Source organism: Anaerotignum propionicum, from assembly GCF_024461735.1.
In the GTDB taxonomy this organism is placed as follows: Bacteria; Bacillota; Clostridia; order Lachnospirales; family Anaerotignaceae; genus Chakrabartyella.
On the sequence record NZ_JANGAD010000013.1, the window covers coordinates 37,761 to 55,978 of the forward strand.

Here is an 18,218-nt window from a genome sequence, read left to right on the forward strand (position 1 = left end):
GGATACGCTGATAAAGCGCCCCCCTTTGTGTTTTTAAGATGAGAGGTGAGAGGTTTTGCGTGTGGAGAATAAAAATATACTGGTTGTAGATGACGAGCCGAAAATTTTGGAGGTTGTATCCGCTTTAATGACTAGCAAAGGTTTTAAGGTTTTTTCTACCGACAATGGAGAAGAAGCTTTAGAAATATTTAACCGTCAAAATATAACCTTGGTAATACTAGATTTAATGATGCCGGGTATCACCGGGGAAGAAGTATGTGCCCAGATTCGAAAAAGGTCACGTGTACCCATTATTATGCTCACAGCCAAGGTAGAGGAAGAAGATGTGGTGCAGGGTTTGGAGCTTGGTGCGGATGATTATATTATAAAACCCTTTGGTTTAAAGGAATTGTATGCTCGAGTAGAAGCACTTCTTCGTAGATCAAGAGACGATTTGATTCCTTTGTCGTTACGCAATTCATGGAACAGTGGGGATTTGGTTGTTGATTTTGAGAAAGGGCTTCTTTTAAAGAAGAATGTTTCGGCTGTTCTGACACCAACGGAAATGAAAATTTTGTCTGCGCTGTTGAAATATCCAGGTAAGGTTTTTACCAGAGAGGAATTAATCATAATTGCATTAGGGGACGATTTTGATGGGTACGATCGGGCTATTGACAGCCATATAAAAAACATTCGGCAAAAAATTGAAGATGATCCTAAAAACCCTGTATATATATTGACGGTTCATGGTTTGGGCTATAAGTTTGGAGGGGAATAATTTGGGGAAAAGTTTGCGCTCTCAAATTTCATTATATATTTTGACTATTGTTTTGGTGGTGGTGACCCTTGTCAGTTTTCTTGCCAATGCCGCTGTCAATCAGCAGTTTGAGGAGTACATGATTAATCAGGAACGAGGGCAAAGAGAAAAAATCGTAAACGATTTGGAAAATCTATATAACGGTATGACGAGAAGTTGGAATTTAGATTATATTCATGCCATAGGGATGTATTCGTTATATGATGGTTATGTTTTGACTGTATATGACACTGAAGGGAAGATGATTTGGGATGCAGCAAGTCACGATATGGCTCTTTGCAAACAAATTATGAGGGATATTACAGAACGCATGAGCCAGAGGAACAATAGCGGATTTACAACGTATTCTTATGATTTGATGCAGGGTGACCGAAAGGTTGGTACTGCTTCTATACAAGCTTATGGCCCCTATTTTTTGAATGAAAACGAGTATCAATTTATAGATGATCTTTCTGAAATTTTGCTGATAATTGGGTTGCTTTCCTGCGTTGTTTCTATTGTTGCGGGAACGATATTAGCCCATAGAATTGCCCGCCCAATTACCAAAACTGCTGAAATTGCCCAGCAAATATCTAATGGCGACTATAATATAAGACTTGAAAATGAAACAAATACAAGAGAATTAAATATGCTTTTTTCTTCTATGAATCACATGGCGAATTCTCTTAGCAGGCAAGAGCAATATCGAAAACAGCTTACGGCCGATGTTGCGCACGAGCTTCGCACACCCCTTACTGCCCTTCGTTCTCATTTGGAAGCCATGTCAGAGGGGCTTTGGGAGCCTTCTGTTGAAAGATTGAATGGTTGCGTGGAGGAAGTGAAGCGGCTAAGCAGTTTGGTGATTGATTTAGATGGTTTGGCAAAATTGGAGCAGGAAAATCTTCAGCTAAAAAAAATAGAAGTAAATTTACTTGAAATTGTGGAAAATGTTTGCGTTAATTTAGAAAAAGAAGCTGACAATAAGAATATAAGCATTCTTGTAGATGGGGTACCTTCTAATATCTTAGTTGACAAAGATAGAATTATTCAGGTTATAATCAATTTGTTATCCAATGCAATTAAATACACACTGGAAGGTGGGAAAATAAATGTTTGGGTAAAGGATGAATTCGATAGAGGAGTAGTGATAATTGAAGATAATGGAATTGGCATTTCTCAAAAAGACTTACCCTATATTTTTGAAAGATTCTATCGTACTGACCAATCTCGTAATCGGAAAACGGGAGGAGCAGGCATTGGATTGACTATTGCAAAGTCTATCATTGAAGCCCATGGGGGAAAAATAACGGTGGAAAGTAACAAGGGGACTGGAAGTAAATTCACTGTTGTACTACCGAAATAGGAAGCAAAATTATATTCTGAGACATTCTTTAAAGGCAGTATTTTCAATAAATATGAGGAATGGAGATTTTTTCAGACTTTTTGTTCATGAAAGTGCCGATCAGTTTCTTGGAACTAAAATAAAAAGATAGTATGGGAAAAGGGGATCAGAAGAAAACTTCTGATGCCTTTTTATTTTGTAGCAACAAAATAGTCTGCCTGAAGATAAAATGCGAGTGAGAATTTATGTGGTTTGAAAAAGAAAACCTTTCTTTATTTTGTTAGCCCTCGTTCAAATAATTCAGAAATGAGTTTTGAAAGAAAGGCTTGTTTCTCTAAGAAAATGTTGATTTGGATAGGGCGGGTTTTGGAGTTAGAAGAGGTATAAACTAGGTTAATAAAAATTCCCTAAATATTTACATTCTCCAAGCGGAGACGAATTTTGGAGTATTTTGAAGTTTTTTTTGTTATTGAAATTACGTGTCTCAATTTGTAACATTAGTTTGTATCATTTATTCACAAATTTTGAGCTTGATTTTGTGGCAAAAACTATAAGAAACTAATAAAAAATAAAGTTTTATGAGGAATATTGATGCGTAACTGACTCTTTGGCATGATAGTTGCTTTAATATTGTGTGAAGAGATAAGCAAAGTAGAAAAGAAAATATGTATTCATATTTTCGTTATCATTTGTCTAGCGTGTTTTGTGAAAAGCAATAAGAGACGAGGCAAATTGACTATAAGGAGTATCCAGTGTAGTACACCTGAAAAAACCTAGAAAAACAGCTAAACAAGAGGATTTTTTACTTTCTACTTTTTTTGTGTGGGCAATCGTAACATTTGTTCTTCTATATTTTATGATAATGTGCTACGATAAAACACGAAAGATATTTGTATAAAAAGAGAGAAAAAAGTCTACAAATGGAGACGTTGTCGCAAAATGGAGAATTAATTCTCTAAACGGAAACAATCTTGCATGTTGAGATTCATAATTACGTTTTGAACAAGGCATACTATCGATGGAAAGTAGTCAATTATTTTATTGCAAATTTATAAGAAGCGCCATTCAATTTCATGGAAAGGAAGAACTTTTATGGAAACCAATCATAACAGATATAAGTACATATTTGACGAAATACTTAGTCTCTCGGATGATGGATTTATTGTGGTTGACACGAAAGGGATGATTACTGATATCAATGATCAGTATTGTAAGTATCTGAAAACCACAAAGGAAGAAGCAGTTGGAAGATGCATCAAAGAAATAATACCAAACACAAAAATGCTTGATATTATTAAGAATGCATACAAAGAAGAGGGGGCGATTTTGCGGCTTCAGGAACAAAGAGACGATGTGGAGGATGCAACTTTTTTGGTAAACCGTTCATGTGTTTACGATGATAACAAAAAGGTTATTGCTGGGGTTGCTCAAGTAAAATTTAGACTTCAAACCTTAGATTCTGCGAAGAAGTTAATTCAAGAGTATGCGGAGTTTGAATTTTATAAAGAAGAATACCGTAAAAAGAATACAGCAGGCTATTGCTCTTTCGATACGGTGTTGGGAGAAAGCCAAAAGTTCAGAGAATTGAAGAAACGTGGTATAAAAGCCGCAAGGACATCATTTTCTGTACTTCTCACCGGAGAAACAGGAACCGGTAAGGAGGTATTTGCCACAGCAATTCATTATAGCAGTGATCGTAGAGAAAAACCTATGGTTAGCATAAACTGCGCAGCTATCCCTGCAGAGCTTCTTGAAAGTGAACTCTTTGGATATGAGGAAGGTGCATTTACTGGAGCCAAAAAAGGTGGAAAAAAAGGTAAATTTGAACTTGCCAACAAAGGGACATTGTTCCTCGATGAAATTGGAGATATGCCATTAGGAATGCAGGCAAAGCTCTTAAGAGTTTTGCAGGAACGGGAAGTTGAGAAAATAGGAAGCTACAAACCTGTTCCCGTTGATGTGCGAATCATTGCAGCTACCAGAAAGAATCTATATGAAATGATGCAAAACGGCGAGTTCCGTGAAGATTTATATTACAGATTAAATGTAATTAATATCGAGATGATTCCCCTCAGGGAACGTCGTGAGGATATCCTTGAGTTGGCAAATCATTTTCTAAAACGGTTGAATAATGATTACAAAACTACAATTGCCATTTCGAAAGAGGTAAAGGAGTGCTTTAAAAATTATTCATGGCCGGGCAATGTTAGAGAACTGGATAATGTGATAAAAAGTGCATACGCTGCATGTGAAAATTTCACCATTCAGCTTTCAGATTTACCCAGTAAAATGGTTTCAAGACATCGATTTGGTTCTTTTGAAGAAAGCGATGGAAAGAAACTAAGTCAGATGATGGATGAGTATGAAAAGAATTTGATTACTGAAGCATTAGTAAGCAATGAATGGAACTGCCAAAGTGCTGCAGAGGAGTTAGGTATTCATCGCAGTGCAATTTACAAAAAAATTACGAAATATGAAATTAAGCAATTTTCAAGAAAAACACAAGAGTGATATAGGCTAACAAAATAACAAAAATTTACATTAAAATTATGCAGATTGCCATGCCGTAATTTTGGTGTTATTTTTGCACACTTTTTCAGGGTGTATGTAGAAAAATACTAAAATAAAAGCTAAAATTTATGCAAGATATACAAAAACCGTTCAATTTATATTTGTTTTGAAAAAGGGGACTAGAAACATTTTACAGGAACTTTTGACAAACTAGATTGCGTGATTTTGGCAATGATCGATGGATTGAAAAGATACAAAAGACTTATGACCTTTGCTCTGCTAAAGAAGTGAAGAAAATATTTAGAATACATGCATTTTAATAACGAAGCACCTGAATTTAGATAATTATTTATTTGGCTTATGCTTGTTTTAAGCGGAGTCACTGAAAAATGAAATGATTCGAGGTAAAAAAATGAAAAAAATCAAGATTTACAGTGCAGAAGAAGCCGCTCTGCTCGTGAAAGACCAAGACACCATAAGCGTAAGTGGCTTTGTAGCTTGTGGTTTGCCAGAAACATTAAACGCAGCTTTAGAGAAAAGATTTATTGAAACTGGTTCTCCTAAAAATTTGACACTGTTTTATGCCGCAGGTTTAGGTAACCGCGATGGCAGCGGAGCAGATCACTTTGCCCATGAGGGCATGACAAAAAGAGTAATCGGCGGCCATTGGAATTTGGCTCCTAAACTTGGTCAATTAGCGATTGATAATAAAATCGAGGCATATAACTTTCCCCAAGGTACCCTTTGTCAGCTATATCGAGATATTGCAGCACATAAGATGGGAACCATAACCCATGTAGGCTTAAACACCTTTGTAGATCCCAGAAATCAAGGTGGCAAGCTGAATGATATCACTACCGAGGATATGGTCAAGTTGATTGAAATTGATGGGAAAGAACAACTTCTTTACAAAGCAATTCCTATAAACATTTGCTTCATTCGTGGTACATATGCAGATGAGTATGGAAACATCTCTCTGGAAAAGGAAGTCGCACCATTTGAAGTTACTTCTTTGGCACAGGCTACAAAAAATAGCGGCGGAAAGGTTATTGTCCAAGTACAAAACGTTGTTCGTGGGGGCACACTGGATCCAAAGCTTGTAAAAATTCCTGGTATTTATGTGGATGGCATTGTTTTATCCAAAGAGGAAGAGCACCAGCAGTGTCTAAATGGCAAGTATGATCCGAGCCTTTCTGGTGAGATTCGTATTCTGACAGATAGTACCAACACTTTGAAATTAGATGCAAAAAAAATAATCGCAAGACGTGCGGCGATGGAACTGCAAAAAGATACTGTTGTAAATTTGGGAATTGGTGCTCCTGAATATGTTTCAGCCGTTGCAAACGAAGAGGGTATTGGCGATTTTATGACACTTACCGTTGAGGTTGGCCCTGTGGGTGGTATTCCCCAAGGTGGTACACGTTTCGGTGGCAGTATCAATGCGGATTGTGTTTTGGATCAGCCATATCAATTTGATTTTTACGATGGTGGTGGCGTAGACCTTGCATTCCTTGGTCTTGCACAAACAGATGGTGAAGGAAATGTAAATGTAAGTAAGTTTGGCCCAAGAATTGCTGGCTGTGGTGGATTTATTAATATCACACAGAATGCAAAAAAAGTGTTTTTCTGTGGGACATTTACTGCAGGTGGTTTAAAAACAGCAGTAGAAAATGGCAAAATGCTTATTACAAAAGAAGGGGCTGAAAGAAAGCTTGTAAATGCCGTAGAGCATATCACTTTTAGTGGTAAATATGCAAACAAAACGAATCAGCCTGTTATGTACATAACGGAAAGAGCTGTTTTTGAACTAAGACAAGATGGTGTGCATCTGATAGAGGTTGCTCCCGGAATTGATATTCAAACACAGATTATTGATCTGATGGGATTTGTCCCTAAAATGGAAAAGGAAGTTCAGCTTATGGACGAAAGAATTTTCAAGGACGAGCCAATGGGTCTTGCTAAATAACTATAAAACTTAAGAACTTTAACATTAAACAAAGGAGATGTCATAATTGAAATTAGCAGAACTGAAAGACAGCATTAAAAACATTATTATCGAGATTGAGGGCGAGGTAGCTATTTTAACAATGAATAGACCAAAAGCACTGAATGCGCTCAACGCTGAAACCATGCAGGAAATGATTAAAGTTATGGAATGTATTGGTTTAGATGATTCCATTAATGGTGTTATTATCACAGCAGAAGGCAAGGGCTTTATTGCAGGAGCAGATATTACACAGTTTGTTCCTCTGGATGCTTTGGGCGGAAGAGATTGTTCTGAGCTTGGACAGATGTGCTGTAGTTCTATTGAAAGACTTGAAAAACCCGTTATTGCCGCTGTAAACGGCTATGCTCTTGGTGGTGGAAACGAAGTTGCTATGGCATGTGATATTAGAATTGCCAGCACAAATGCAGTTTTCGGACAGCCAGAAGTAAACCTCGGAATTATGCCTTGTTTTGGTGGTACACAGCGATTAACAAGACTGGTAGCTTATGGTGTTGCAAAAGAACTTATTTTTACAGCAAGACAGGTTAAAGCTGATGAAGCTCTTTCCATTGGACTTGTAAACAAAGTGGTTGCTCCTGAAGAATTGCTATCTTCTGCAAAAGAAATGATGGCTACTATTCTTACAAAGGCACCAAAAGCAATTTCTATGTGTAAGGTTGCAATCAACAGAGGTAAAGAAATGGATTTGGTAAACGCTCTTGAACTGGAAAGAGATGTAACAGGCCTTTTGTTCTCCACAGCTGACAAGGTTGAAGGTGTTGCTGCTTTCCTTGAAAAAAGACCTGCTAAGTTTATTGGCAAATAATCAATTCGCTTAACTTCTTTTTTGCGCAGGATAACCCGGGATTCTTGCGCATAAAAATCTACATAATAAAACATAAATTGCTAATGAATTCATATTAAATTTTTGCGCAAAACTCAGAACTTGCGTATTTAAATAAATAACAGACAGAATAGGAAATATTCTAAAAGGAGTGGTAGGGAAGAAGAGAATTTTTTGGGGTTTGTGTTTTTCTAACATAATTTAGGAGGATTAAAAATGATTGGATTTATAGGTATTTTATTATCATTGTGCCTTTTGATTTATCTGGCGTATAGAGGTTGGTCAGTTATACTTTTGGCACCAATTTTGGCTCTGCTTGCAACATGCTTTTCCCTTTTTGATGGTGGAGAAGTTCATCTTTTGGCTACATACACAGAAACATTTATGACTAATGCAGCAAACTACGTAAAGAATTACTATCCTGTATTCTTATTAGGTGCATTGTTTGGTAAGGTAATGGATGATACGGGAACAGCGAATTCCATCGCTATGTTCATTGCAAAAAAAGTTGGTAAAGGTAAAGAAATTTGGGCAATCGTAATTGCTGGTGGCATCATTGTTTATGGTGGTGTTTCTATGTTCGTTGCAGCTTTTGCCCTTTATCCAATTGGTGCTGCTTTATTTAGAGAAGCTAATATTCCAAAGAGATTGTTGCCCGCAACTATTGGTATGTGTACACTTACTTTCTCTATGTCAGCACTGCCTGGTTCACCACAGATTCAGAATGCTATTCCCATGAAATATTTAGGTACTGACCTTTTTGCTGCACCTGTTTTGGGTATTGTAGCAGCACTGATCATGTTTTTTGGTGGCACTCTTTGGATTATCTCTAGAGCTGTAAAGGCTAAGAAAGCTGGCGAAGGTTATGGAAATCATCCTAATGAAAATTTAAACACTGTAGATGCAAATGATTTGCCTAGTTTTGGTACAGCAATTATTCCTATTTTAATTGTGTTAATTGGAAACTTTGTTCTTTCAAAGATTGTTTTCCCTGGTATGGATTTTAGCTATTTGCAGGACAAGTATAATATTGCTCCTTCTGCAGTTCTTGGAAACTGGAGTTTGATTTTATCTTTAATTGTAGCAATCGCTTTTGCAATTTCATTAAATGTTAAGAGATTCAAAAAGGGTATTATGTCCACTTTAAAAGAAGGGGTTCAAGGATCATTCCTTGCTATTATGAACACTGCCAGTGAAGTTGGTTATGGTAATGTTATCAAAACCCTTGCAGCTTTTGGTATTGTTGGCGGTGCATTGATGGGTATATCTTCAAACCCTCTTGTTACAACAGCTATTTCAAGTTCTGTGCTTGCAGGTATCACAGGTTCTGCTTCCGGTGGCGTAAGTATTGCTCTTGAAGCATTTGGACAAACCTTTATGGATCAGGCTATGGCAAGAGGCATTGACATTCAAGTTCTCCATAGAGTTGCTGCTGTTGCCTGCGGTGGTTTGGATAGCTTGCCTCATAATGGTGCGGTAATAACACTTCTTGGCATCACAGGCATGACACATAAGGAAAGTTATGCTCATCTTGGTATGGTTACAGTAGTTATTCCTACCATTGCAGCAATTGTAATAGTTACTTTAGGATCATTTGGTATTGTATAATTAATTATGATATAAGTTTTAAAGCCGCCTGACAAATCAATCAGATTTGTCAGGCGGCTTTTTTGCTAATATTTTGATTTCTTATGATTAATTGGAATAGTCTACCTTCAATTTGGAAAACTAATTTAGATTAGAATAAAGACGAGGAGGCTAATTTATGGATAATTCAATGTTTTGTTATCAATGTGAACAAACATTAGGTGGAAAAGGCTGTGTGAAATCTGGTGTATGTGGGAAAAATCCCACTGTTGCAAATTTACAAGATGTTTTGATTCACGAATTAAAGGGAATTGGGTTTTATGGTCAGAAAAATTTAGAGAAGGGGTTAAAGATTAGAAGTGAAATTAACAAGTTCGTTGTTGATGGCATGTTTTCAACGCTGACAAATGTAAATTTTGATCCAACACGATTTGTAGAATATGTGAAAAAGGCTGAGGAAATAAAAGAAGAACTGAAAAAAGCAGTTGGCGAAATAATGAATGTTCCGGAGGCTGCAAAATATAAAGCTCCGGATACCATGGAGGGAATGCTGGAAGATGCAAAGAATATTGGCATTATGGCTGATGAAAAGCTGGATATGGATATTCGTGCATTAAGAGAGCTATTGATTTATGGTTTTAAAGGAATGGCGGCTTATGCTCACCATGCATATATTCTAGGCAAATTTGATGATGAAGTGAATAATTTCTTTTATAAAGGCTTATCAGGAACAATTGATGATAGCCTAAGTGTTGAAGATTTGTTTAACTTAAATATGGAACTGGGGAAAACAAATATTAAGTGCATGGAAGTTTTAGATTCAGCAGTTACAGGGGCATATGGTAACCCTGAACCTACTCAGGTTCTAATTACAAAGAAAAAAGGTCCCTTTATTATTGTTTCGGGTCATGATTTTAAGGATTTAAAAGAATTGTTGGAGCAAACAGAAGGAAAGGGCATTCAAGTTTATACCCATTGTGAAATGCTTCCTGCAAATGCTTATCCTGAATTAAAAAAATATAAACATCTTGTAGGAAATTACGGCGGAGCTTGGCAGAAACAGCAGGAGGAGTTTGATGGAATACCCGGTTGCATTTTAATGACCACCAACTGCGTACAAAAGCCAAGGGATAGTTATAAAGATAGATTGTTTACAACAAGCATTGTAGGAATGCCCGATTGTCCCCATATAGATGAGGTCAATGGCAAAAAAGATTTCACCCCAATTATTGAGAAGGCTTTAGAGCTGAAGGGCTGGCAGGAAGATGAACCTGAAAAAAGAATCACCATAGGTTTTGCTCATCATGCCATTTTAAGCCATGCAGGCGAAATTGTAGATGCAGTAAAGAGCGGAAAAATCAAACATTTCTTCTTAATCGGTGGTTGTGATGGGGCAAGACCTGGTAGAAACTATTATACAGAATTTGCTGAAAAAACACCAAAGGATACAATTATTTTAACACTGGCTTGCGGCAAATTCCGCTTTAACAAGCTGGATTTGGGAACAGTAGCAGGTTTTCCTAGGGTGCTGGATTGCGGACAATGCAGCGATTCCTATTCTGCGGTAAAGGTAGCTATGGCTTTAGCAGAAGCGTTTGAATGTGGTGTGAATGATTTACCTCTGTCCTTAGTTCTTTCTTGGTATGAACAAAAGGCGGTGGGAATCCTTTTGGCATTGCTTTCCTTAGGAATAAAAGATATTCGCCTTGGACCATCCTTACCAGCATTTATTACACCGAATATCATGCAAGTTTTGGTGGATAAATTTGACTTAAAGCCGATTTCGTCTCCCGATGATGATTTGAAAGCGATTTGGGCAAAATAAGAGATACAAAATCACGGATGTGGTTACGTTTTGTACTATATTGCAATAGGTAGAAACAGGATACTATTTATGGTAAAACAGGAAAATTACACTTGAAGGATGGAAGCTGTTGAATCATTGAAAATCATGATTCAGCAGCTTTTTCATTTATAATCACTAAGTATCAGCTTTTGATAATTGGTTAGAAATCTAAAAACCATGATAGTATCCTTAAAGAAGTGCAATTTTTAATATAATTTCATTGCAATGGGGACCATCTTATGGCAGTATAATAACAGACTGAGTTCATGTGAATGGCCCACCGTTTAGACAGTTTTTTAAAATAACTGTTGGTGTTCAGCAAAGAAAAACACATTTCTGATTAAAAGTAGAGCTAAATTCCTTAGTTTTTATCAACAAAAATAATAAAGGAGAGATGAATTATTATGAAGTTTTTATGGACAACATTACATGTGAAAAATCTAGAAGAATCGATCACTTTCTATTCCCGAATTATTGGCCTTCAGGTAGTGAATCGCTTTAAAGCGGGAAAAGGCGTGGAAATTGCATTTATGGGCAATGGAGTTGAAGGAGAAACGTTGGTAGAACTATTAGAAGATGAGAATCATGATAACGTTTCCTTTGGTGGAGCTGTCTCAATAGGTTTTTCCATTACATCTGTGGAAGATATGATGAAATCTTTGGAAGAGAGAAATATTAAAATATATGGGGGTCCTTTTGAGACTCCTGATGCATTGTTCTTTTTTATAAAAGACCCCAGCGGTTTCACTGTTCAGCTATTCCAATATAAATAAGTAATTATATTAGCGTTATGGGTATGAACAATTAATCACTTCATTAAATTGTGAGAAGATCCTGTAGAGTAAGGAAATTTCTGTATTCTCAAAATTTCCTCTAGGTAACAAGGCTCATGCTTTTTATAGACATAGAAAAAGTTGTTTACTTCAATAAAGTAAACAACTTTTTTTCGTAATGACTTTTTAGATTTGTATAATAAGGGAAGTTGGAAAGGTAAGATAAGCATCTTTGCATGCCATACCATTAAATAAAGTATATCAGTCTCAAAAGTTATAATTTGAATCAAATTTTGTCTAAAAGTCTTAAATAGAGAAACAGTCAAATTTCATATAAAATGCAATTCTTACAAGCACTTTATTATTAATAAACCAATTTTTAATTTTGTATTTATATTAAAACACAATTTCTATATAACATAAACGTTAAAATATAATCAATCTGAAGAAAGGTTATTTATTTAAAAAATGAGGAATCTTCGTTTTCAATCGTGTTTGCATTTAAAGATAATACAAATTATTGTTAAGAAACTTTTTATGTTGTTTTTCTTTCAAAAATCAAAGTAAATATTGATAGTACTTTATTTTTGGTCAAGAGTTTAAGACAGATAACGCCCTATTATAGGGGAATATTGTACGTTAAAATATACTTAAAGTACAAGTAAAGTTTTAAAAAGGGAGGGATTTGTGTGGAAGTGGCGGAGTTTCAAAAGATTATAAATGGATACGATATTTGGCTTTGTGTCATTATTATGATTGCTATTGTAATATTACAATCTGTTTTTTTTATGAAAGAGGCAATAAAAGAAGCTGCAAAAATTGGGATTTCTCAAGAAGCAAGGAAAGCAGCAATTCGTTCCGCCAGTATCACAGCCATTGGTCCTTCACTCTCTCCAATAATTATAATGATTGCTATGAGCGCAATGCTTGGTACACCCTATACCTGGTTTGTTTTAAACAATGTGGGAGCAGCCCGAACAGAGTTGGCGGCAGCTGCAATGGGAAGTTCTGTTGCCGGAGTAACGGTTATGGATGGGAATATAGGTATAAAGGCATGGACTTATGGGATATGGGCCGGCGTGCTAAATAGCGCTGGTTGGTTGATTTTTGTCTTTTTGTTTAATCATAAAATGGAAAACATGGTAAATATCATGTATTCCAAATATGATAAAAAGTGGATTAAGGCTCTTTTGGGCGGCGCAACCCTAGCCTTATTTGCTTATTTGCTTAGCAGTCAGCTGGTTGGAAAGTCGACAGCCAATTATGCTGCTGCAGCAATTGCAGGGGTATGTAGCTTTGTACTTGGTACGGTATTAAAGAAGTACAGTCGGCTACAAGAGGTTTCTCTGGGATTATCTATGTTGGTGGGTATGTTTTTGACCCAGTTTTTGTTTGGATAGATAATCATAAAAACTTTTAATTAAGGTAGAAACACATTTTATTCATTTTTTAAGGAGGCGAAACTATGGAATTTCAACAAATGATTAATAGCCCCGGACTATGGATTGTTTCAAGCTTTTTAGTCATTATATCCGTTTCTCAGGCGGTTGTTTTTATGAGGGCTGCATTAAAGGAAGCATCTTCAATAGGAATTGATAAAGATAGAAGAAAGGCTGCTATTCGTTCTGCTAGTATTACGGCATTGGGACCATCTCTATCCCCTGTAATTACGTTGTTATCACTAATTGTTGTAGTAGGTGCACCGACAACTTGGATGCGTTTATGTGACGTTGGTGCCGCAAGAACAGAATTAGGCGTTGTTTCATTGACCTCAACCTTAGCAGGGGTTGAAGTAGGCAGTGCCGCATTTGGTTCACAAGCTTTTTCTTATGCTCTTTGGGGTATGGCTCTAAATAATTTCGGGTGGCTCTTTGTTGTATTCATTTTGGGTCATAGAATGAGCAAGGTTGTAACGAGTATGAATGAAAAATATGATCCAGCGTGGGTTAAAAAGCTAATGGCAGGTGCAACAGTTGGTTTGTTTGGTTATTTACTGGCAAATCAGATTAAAGATATGGCAATGCCTAAGTTGGCACCTGCAATTATTTCAGCGGCTGTAATGTATATTTTAACCACAGTATTCAAAAAGAATCAACGTTTACAAGAGCTTTCTTTGGGCATTGCAATGCTTGTTGGTATGTTTGGAGCACAATTATTATTTTCATAAATAGATAAGAGGTGACAATTATGTATGATAGTAAAATGGTAAAGATAGGTAGAATCTCCATGGGCTTGGCGATTATTGCAAACTTTATTCCTGCAATTTATATTGGGCTTCGTTATGGAGAAATGCCATCTATGTCGGTTATATTTAAAATCTGGGGGTTGGTTGCCGCAACGTATGGCATTAGCTGGATTGTACAGCCTATTGCATATTATCCAACACTGGGAGCCACTGGCTCATATATTGGTTGGTTAGCTGGTTCTGTTGGTGATATCCGTATGCCTGCTGCATCAATGGCGCAAAAAATTGCGGGGGTAGAGCCCGGCACCCATGCAGGTGAAGTCATTGGCACCATTGGTACTTGCTGTTCTGTATTGGTGTCAGCAACGATGATTACTGTGTTCACCGTCATCGGTTCACAGGTAATTCCGCTGTTACCGGAATTTGTAACAAGCTCTTTCACCTATATTCTTCCTGCATTGTTTGGTGCCATTTATACAGATATTGCGAGAAAAGATATTCGTGCAGGTATTTCTACAATTATCATGGCACTTTTACTTATGATTTTTGGGGGCAAGATTGGTATTCCCGGCGGTGTTCTCACATTGGTTATCGTTTTAGGCGGTGTTTTAATTACAAGAGGTTTCTTTGTTATTGATAAGAAAAAGGCTTCGGAATCATAAATTAAAATAATTTGACCCTTATAAAATAGAGAGTGATTTATTTAATAAGCACATACCTAGATTTTTATGGGGATTTATTGATAAAGCTTTGGGAAAGGGGATAGAAATAATGTTTGATATTAAAATTGTAAATGGAACTATTTTGGACGGTACAGGCGAAGCACGCTTCAAAGGTGATGTAGGCATTATAGGAGATAAAATTACTGCCATTGGGGACTTAACAAATGCAGAGGCAAAGCAAACAATCAATGCTGAAGGGAAATTCGTTTCTCCGGGATTTATTGATTTTCATACGCACTCTGATTTATCCTTGGTTTATGACAGATATACAAGAAGCAGAATATACAGTGGAGTAACAATGGATGTTGTGGCCAATTGTGGAATTGGAGTGGCACCCATTAGAGAAGAAAGAAAACAGGAGCTGATAGATTATCTTGGTACAAGAATTATTGGAACTATCCCTGCGAAATTGGAATTGCCATGGAATACAATGGAGGAATATTTCAATTATTTAGACACAAATACTCCTGCAGTAAATGTTGTTGGTTATGTGGCACACGGACCTGTGCGTATTGACGAAATGGGATTTTCTAAAGAAAAAGCAACACCTCAGCAGTTGGAGAATATGAAGGCAGAGGTAAGAAAAGCCATGGAGGCAGGCTGTGTTGCTTTATCCTCTGGTTTGGTATATTTACCTGGGGCATATACTACAAAAGAAGAATTGGCAGAACTGTGCAAAGAATTAATACCTTACAACGGCTACTATATTTCTCATATCCGTGACGAAGGGGATGAGGAGATGGAAGCACTGGATGAAGCAATTTATATTGCAAAAACAGCAGGTGTTCCTCTTCATGTTTCTCACTTAAAAATAATGGGACATCGTAATTTCGGTAAAATTGATGAAGTGTTCGCAAAACTGGATGTTGCAGAGGCTGAAGGTATAGAGGTAACCTTTGATTGCTATCCCTATGCGGCAGGTATGACCTCCTTGGGGGCACTTCTACCACCATGGGCATTTGAGGGTGGTGTGGAAAACATGATTCAGAGGTTATCGGTTCAGGATAACAGAGAAAGAATTGTGAAAGAGTTAAAGGAAGGGATTCCAGGTTGGCAGTGCTTTTACCGCATGGCAGGAGGCTGGGACGGCGTAGTACTTGCCTCTGTTATGACGGAAAAAAACAAGTATATGGAAGGTAAAAAGATGTCAGAAGTGGCAGAAATAAATGGAGAAGACCCATTTGATTCATTCTTCCGCCTTCTCATCGAAGAAAAAAGTAAAATTCAGGTGGTTGTTTTTACCCAGGGTCAAGAAGATACAGATCGGGTTGTTTGTCATCCAAAGACATGTTTTGGTTCTGACAGTATGGATCTTTCTATGGAAGGATTGCTTTCCATCGGGAAACCCCATCCCCGTGCTTTTGGTACATTTGGACGCATTTTTGCCTATTATGTTAGAGAAAAAGGCCTGTTGACCTTTGAAGAGGCAGTAAAAAAGATGACATATATTTCTGCAAAAACGCTAGGAATTGTAAATGAGAGAGGCTTGCTAAAAGAAGATTATTTTGCAGACATCACGATTTTTAATCCTGATACCATTGCCGATAAAGCTACTTATGATGATCCAAAGCAATATACTATTGGTGTGGACTATGTTATTGTAAATGGGCAGGTTGCTCTTGCAGAAGGAAAGCAAACAGATATTTGTGCAGGTCGAGTGATTAAAAATCCAAGTCGCTTTGGAAAAGAGAAAGCGTGAAAGCTGTGGTTTTATATAACTTCTCGGCTTGACAATAGATAAGAATTTCTTAGGTATATTCATTTATTCCAATAAGTAATTATGGCCAGCGCCAAAATGACGCTGGCTTTCACTTTTTGTAAATTCAGAAGACATATTCCTGTAATTGTCCTTTTAGTAACGTGGCACTTCTCATGTGCGCACTATTTGCCATAAAGATGATGTAACTATTTGTAGCTATCTAGCAGTAAAATAATGTTTTTTTCAAGCTACCCTTTCGTGGCAGAGTCAAGTTAATCTCTTAAAATTACCATAAAATAAAAAGGAAAGGTCTTTTTCAGTGAAATCGTTTATAATAGAAGTATTCAAAAGATAAAGGGGGAAATATATGAAAATACTTTACGTGGGTCCATCTATGATTACTGATAAGCTTTTATTGGTAAGTCAGAAGAATTTCCCGAATCTGGAAACCGGGTGTCTAAAGTATAATAGATATATTGAAGTGCCGGAATTAATGGATCAATATCAAGGAAAAGCAGATGCTGTACTTTTTGCTGGAAAAACACCGTTTAAATATTATGAAAAATCGCGAAGTGATTTTGTATTATGTGACTATTTACCTCGTCATGAAACTACCTTATACCGAGTTCTTCTGGAGATTACGTATTTTCTAAAATATGATATTAGCCGATTGAGTGTGGATACTTTTGACAAGAAGATGACCAAACGGCTCTATAAAGAAATTGGTGTTGAATTTCGGGATGAGAATATGTATTTTGCGGAACAAAAATATCTCGAAGAAAGCTACACTGATTTTATAATTGAATTTCATAAAAGTAATTTTAACAACAATAAGGTTTGTTGTTGTATTACTGGGCTAGAAGAGGCGTATTATATTTTGAAAAAAGAAGGACTTCCTGTGGTTTTAGCCACCCCCTCGGAAGATGTAATGCTCCAAGGTATCCAAAGCACCATGATGCGTTGTATTGCTCAAAAAAACAGTGAAAATCAAATCGTAGTAGTTACAATTAAATTAAATATACCGTCGGAATACTCATTGATGAAAGACGATGAATATGCATATCTCTCCCAAAGAATTAAGGTTCTGGATAAACTCTATCATTTTAGTAGTCGAATTGATGGGGTATTGGTGGAGCAGGGTAGAAGCGAATTTATGATTTTTACAACAAAAAAAATTATTGAATTGGAAACAAAAAACTATCGAGATATTTATTTATTGGATTTACTGAAAGAGGTTTCTGTTATTAATACTTATATTGGAATTGGGTATGGAAAAACGGCAAATGAAGCTAAATTTAATTCTTATGAAAGTATCAAGCTGGCACAAAGGCATGGGAATCAAACTGCATATGTGGTTTTCGAAAATAGTCAGATTCTCGGTCCATTGGAGCCAATTTCATCAGGAAAAAAAGAGGATAATTTTGATGAGCGTTTTTATCAAATTGCAAAAGAGACAGGATTAAGCGCCAATACGGTTTATACAATATTCAGTAATATTACAAAGGAAGAAAAGACTGAATACACTTCAAAAGAATTAGCAGATATTTGCCGTGTTAGTATTCGAACAATGGATAGAATTATTTTACGCTTAACAGATGCTGGGTACTGTCAGGTGGTTGGTGAAAAATTAATGAGCAAATATGGTCGACCTAGTAGAATTCTACGATTTAAACCCTTCTTGTTATTTTGATGTTGATATTCCTTTCTTTTCTAGTTGAAAAGATAATGGTCAAAGCAGTGGGAGTGCACGCAGATAGTTTTCTTTGAGGGAATAAAAATCAGATGTAGGGGTCTTTTCGATTATGCTTATAAGTGAAACATATTTTATAAGGTCTGGATATTGGATGTTTTTTAGAGAATTGTATAGAGAATTGATAGACTTTATAAAAAGTAACAGAAAAGGACATTTTATCCTTGACAGAACAGAAAGGGCATGTTATTATAAAC

13 protein-coding genes are annotated in these 18,218 nt (G+C 36.5%); all 13 read left to right on the plus strand.

Annotation, left to right across the window (positions count from 1 at the left end; all coding sequences use genetic code 11):
• The first annotated feature begins 61 nt into the window (after positions 1-61).
• On the plus strand, positions 62-757 hold the full coding sequence (locus tag NE558_RS13585; protein WP_330643497.1) for a response regulator transcription factor: 696 nt from the start codon (positions 62-64) through the stop codon (positions 755-757).
• Position 758: 1 nt separating this feature from the next.
• Positions 759-2,138, plus strand: a complete 1,380-nt coding sequence (locus NE558_RS13590) for a sensor histidine kinase (RefSeq protein WP_256150696.1) — start codon at positions 759-761, stop codon at positions 2,136-2,138.
• A gap of 1,071 nt (positions 2,139-3,209) precedes the next feature.
• Complete coding sequence (locus NE558_RS13595) at positions 3,210-4,628, plus strand: sigma-54 interaction domain-containing protein (protein ID WP_256150697.1); 1,419 nt, start codon at positions 3,210-3,212, stop codon at positions 4,626-4,628.
• 412 nt (positions 4,629-5,040) lie between these two features.
• Positions 5,041-6,594, plus strand: a complete 1,554-nt coding sequence (locus tag NE558_RS13600; protein ID WP_256150698.1) for an acyl CoA:acetate/3-ketoacid CoA transferase — start codon at positions 5,041-5,043, stop codon at positions 6,592-6,594.
• Between the two features lie 121 nt (positions 6,595-6,715).
• Entirely contained in the window at positions 6,716-7,441 is a 726-nt protein-coding gene (locus tag NE558_RS13605; protein ID WP_420314602.1) for an enoyl-CoA hydratase-related protein, read from the plus strand.
• Positions 7,442-7,675: 234 nt separating this feature from the next.
• Positions 7,676-9,067, plus strand: a complete 1,392-nt coding sequence (locus NE558_RS13610) for a GntP family permease (protein WP_256150701.1) — start codon at positions 7,676-7,678, stop codon at positions 9,065-9,067.
• Between the two features lie 157 nt (positions 9,068-9,224).
• A complete protein-coding gene (hcp, locus tag NE558_RS13615; protein WP_256150703.1) occupies positions 9,225-10,871 on the plus strand; it encodes a hydroxylamine reductase in 1,647 nt (548 codons plus the stop codon).
• Between the two features lie 425 nt (positions 10,872-11,296).
• Positions 11,297-11,665: a VOC family protein gene (locus tag NE558_RS13620; protein ID WP_256150704.1), complete on the plus strand. Its 369-nt coding sequence runs from the start codon at positions 11,297-11,299 to the stop codon at positions 11,663-11,665.
• A gap of 689 nt (positions 11,666-12,354) precedes the next feature.
• Positions 12,355-13,065: a DUF5058 family protein gene (locus NE558_RS13625; protein WP_256150705.1), complete on the plus strand. Its 711-nt coding sequence runs from the start codon at positions 12,355-12,357 to the stop codon at positions 13,063-13,065.
• A 65-nt stretch (positions 13,066-13,130) separates the two neighbouring features.
• A complete protein-coding gene (locus tag NE558_RS13630) occupies positions 13,131-13,832 on the plus strand; it encodes a DUF5058 family protein (RefSeq protein ID WP_256150706.1) in 702 nt (233 codons plus the stop codon).
• 20 nt (positions 13,833-13,852) lie between these two features.
• Entirely contained in the window at positions 13,853-14,512 is a 660-nt protein-coding gene (locus NE558_RS13635) for a hypothetical protein (RefSeq protein WP_256150707.1), read from the plus strand.
• A gap of 109 nt (positions 14,513-14,621) precedes the next feature.
• Positions 14,622-16,271, plus strand: a complete 1,650-nt coding sequence (locus NE558_RS13640; RefSeq protein ID WP_256150708.1) for an N-acyl-D-amino-acid deacylase family protein — start codon at positions 14,622-14,624, stop codon at positions 16,269-16,271.
• A 367-nt stretch (positions 16,272-16,638) separates the two neighbouring features.
• Positions 16,639-17,961: a hypothetical protein gene (locus tag NE558_RS13645; RefSeq protein ID WP_256150709.1), complete on the plus strand. Its 1,323-nt coding sequence runs from the start codon at positions 16,639-16,641 to the stop codon at positions 17,959-17,961.
• The last annotated feature ends 257 nt before the right edge of the window (positions 17,962-18,218 follow it).

What these genes read in the sequence shown, in the direction of transcription:
- NE558_RS13595 (WP_256150697.1), top strand. Translation starts at nt 3,210, where the DNA reads ATGGAAACCAATCATAACAGATATAAGTACATATTTGACGAAATACTT.
- NE558_RS13600 (WP_256150698.1), top strand. Translation starts at nt 5,041, where the DNA reads ATGAAAAAAATCAAGATTTACAGTGCAGAAGAAGCCGCTCTGCTCGTG.
- NE558_RS13605 (WP_420314602.1), top strand. Translation starts at nt 6,716, where the DNA reads ATGAATAGACCAAAAGCACTGAATGCGCTCAACGCTGAAACCATGCAG.
- NE558_RS13610 (WP_256150701.1), top strand. Translation starts at nt 7,676, where the DNA reads ATGATTGGATTTATAGGTATTTTATTATCATTGTGCCTTTTGATTTAT.
- hcp (WP_256150703.1), top strand. Translation starts at nt 9,225, where the DNA reads ATGGATAATTCAATGTTTTGTTATCAATGTGAACAAACATTAGGTGGA.
- NE558_RS13620 (WP_256150704.1), top strand. Translation starts at nt 11,297, where the DNA reads ATGAAGTTTTTATGGACAACATTACATGTGAAAAATCTAGAAGAATCG.
- NE558_RS13630 (WP_256150706.1), top strand. Translation starts at nt 13,131, where the DNA reads ATGGAATTTCAACAAATGATTAATAGCCCCGGACTATGGATTGTTTCA.
- NE558_RS13635 (WP_256150707.1), top strand. Translation starts at nt 13,853, where the DNA reads ATGTATGATAGTAAAATGGTAAAGATAGGTAGAATCTCCATGGGCTTG.
- NE558_RS13640 (WP_256150708.1), top strand. Translation starts at nt 14,622, where the DNA reads ATGTTTGATATTAAAATTGTAAATGGAACTATTTTGGACGGTACAGGC.
- NE558_RS13645 (WP_256150709.1), top strand. Translation starts at nt 16,639, where the DNA reads ATGAAAATACTTTACGTGGGTCCATCTATGATTACTGATAAGCTTTTA.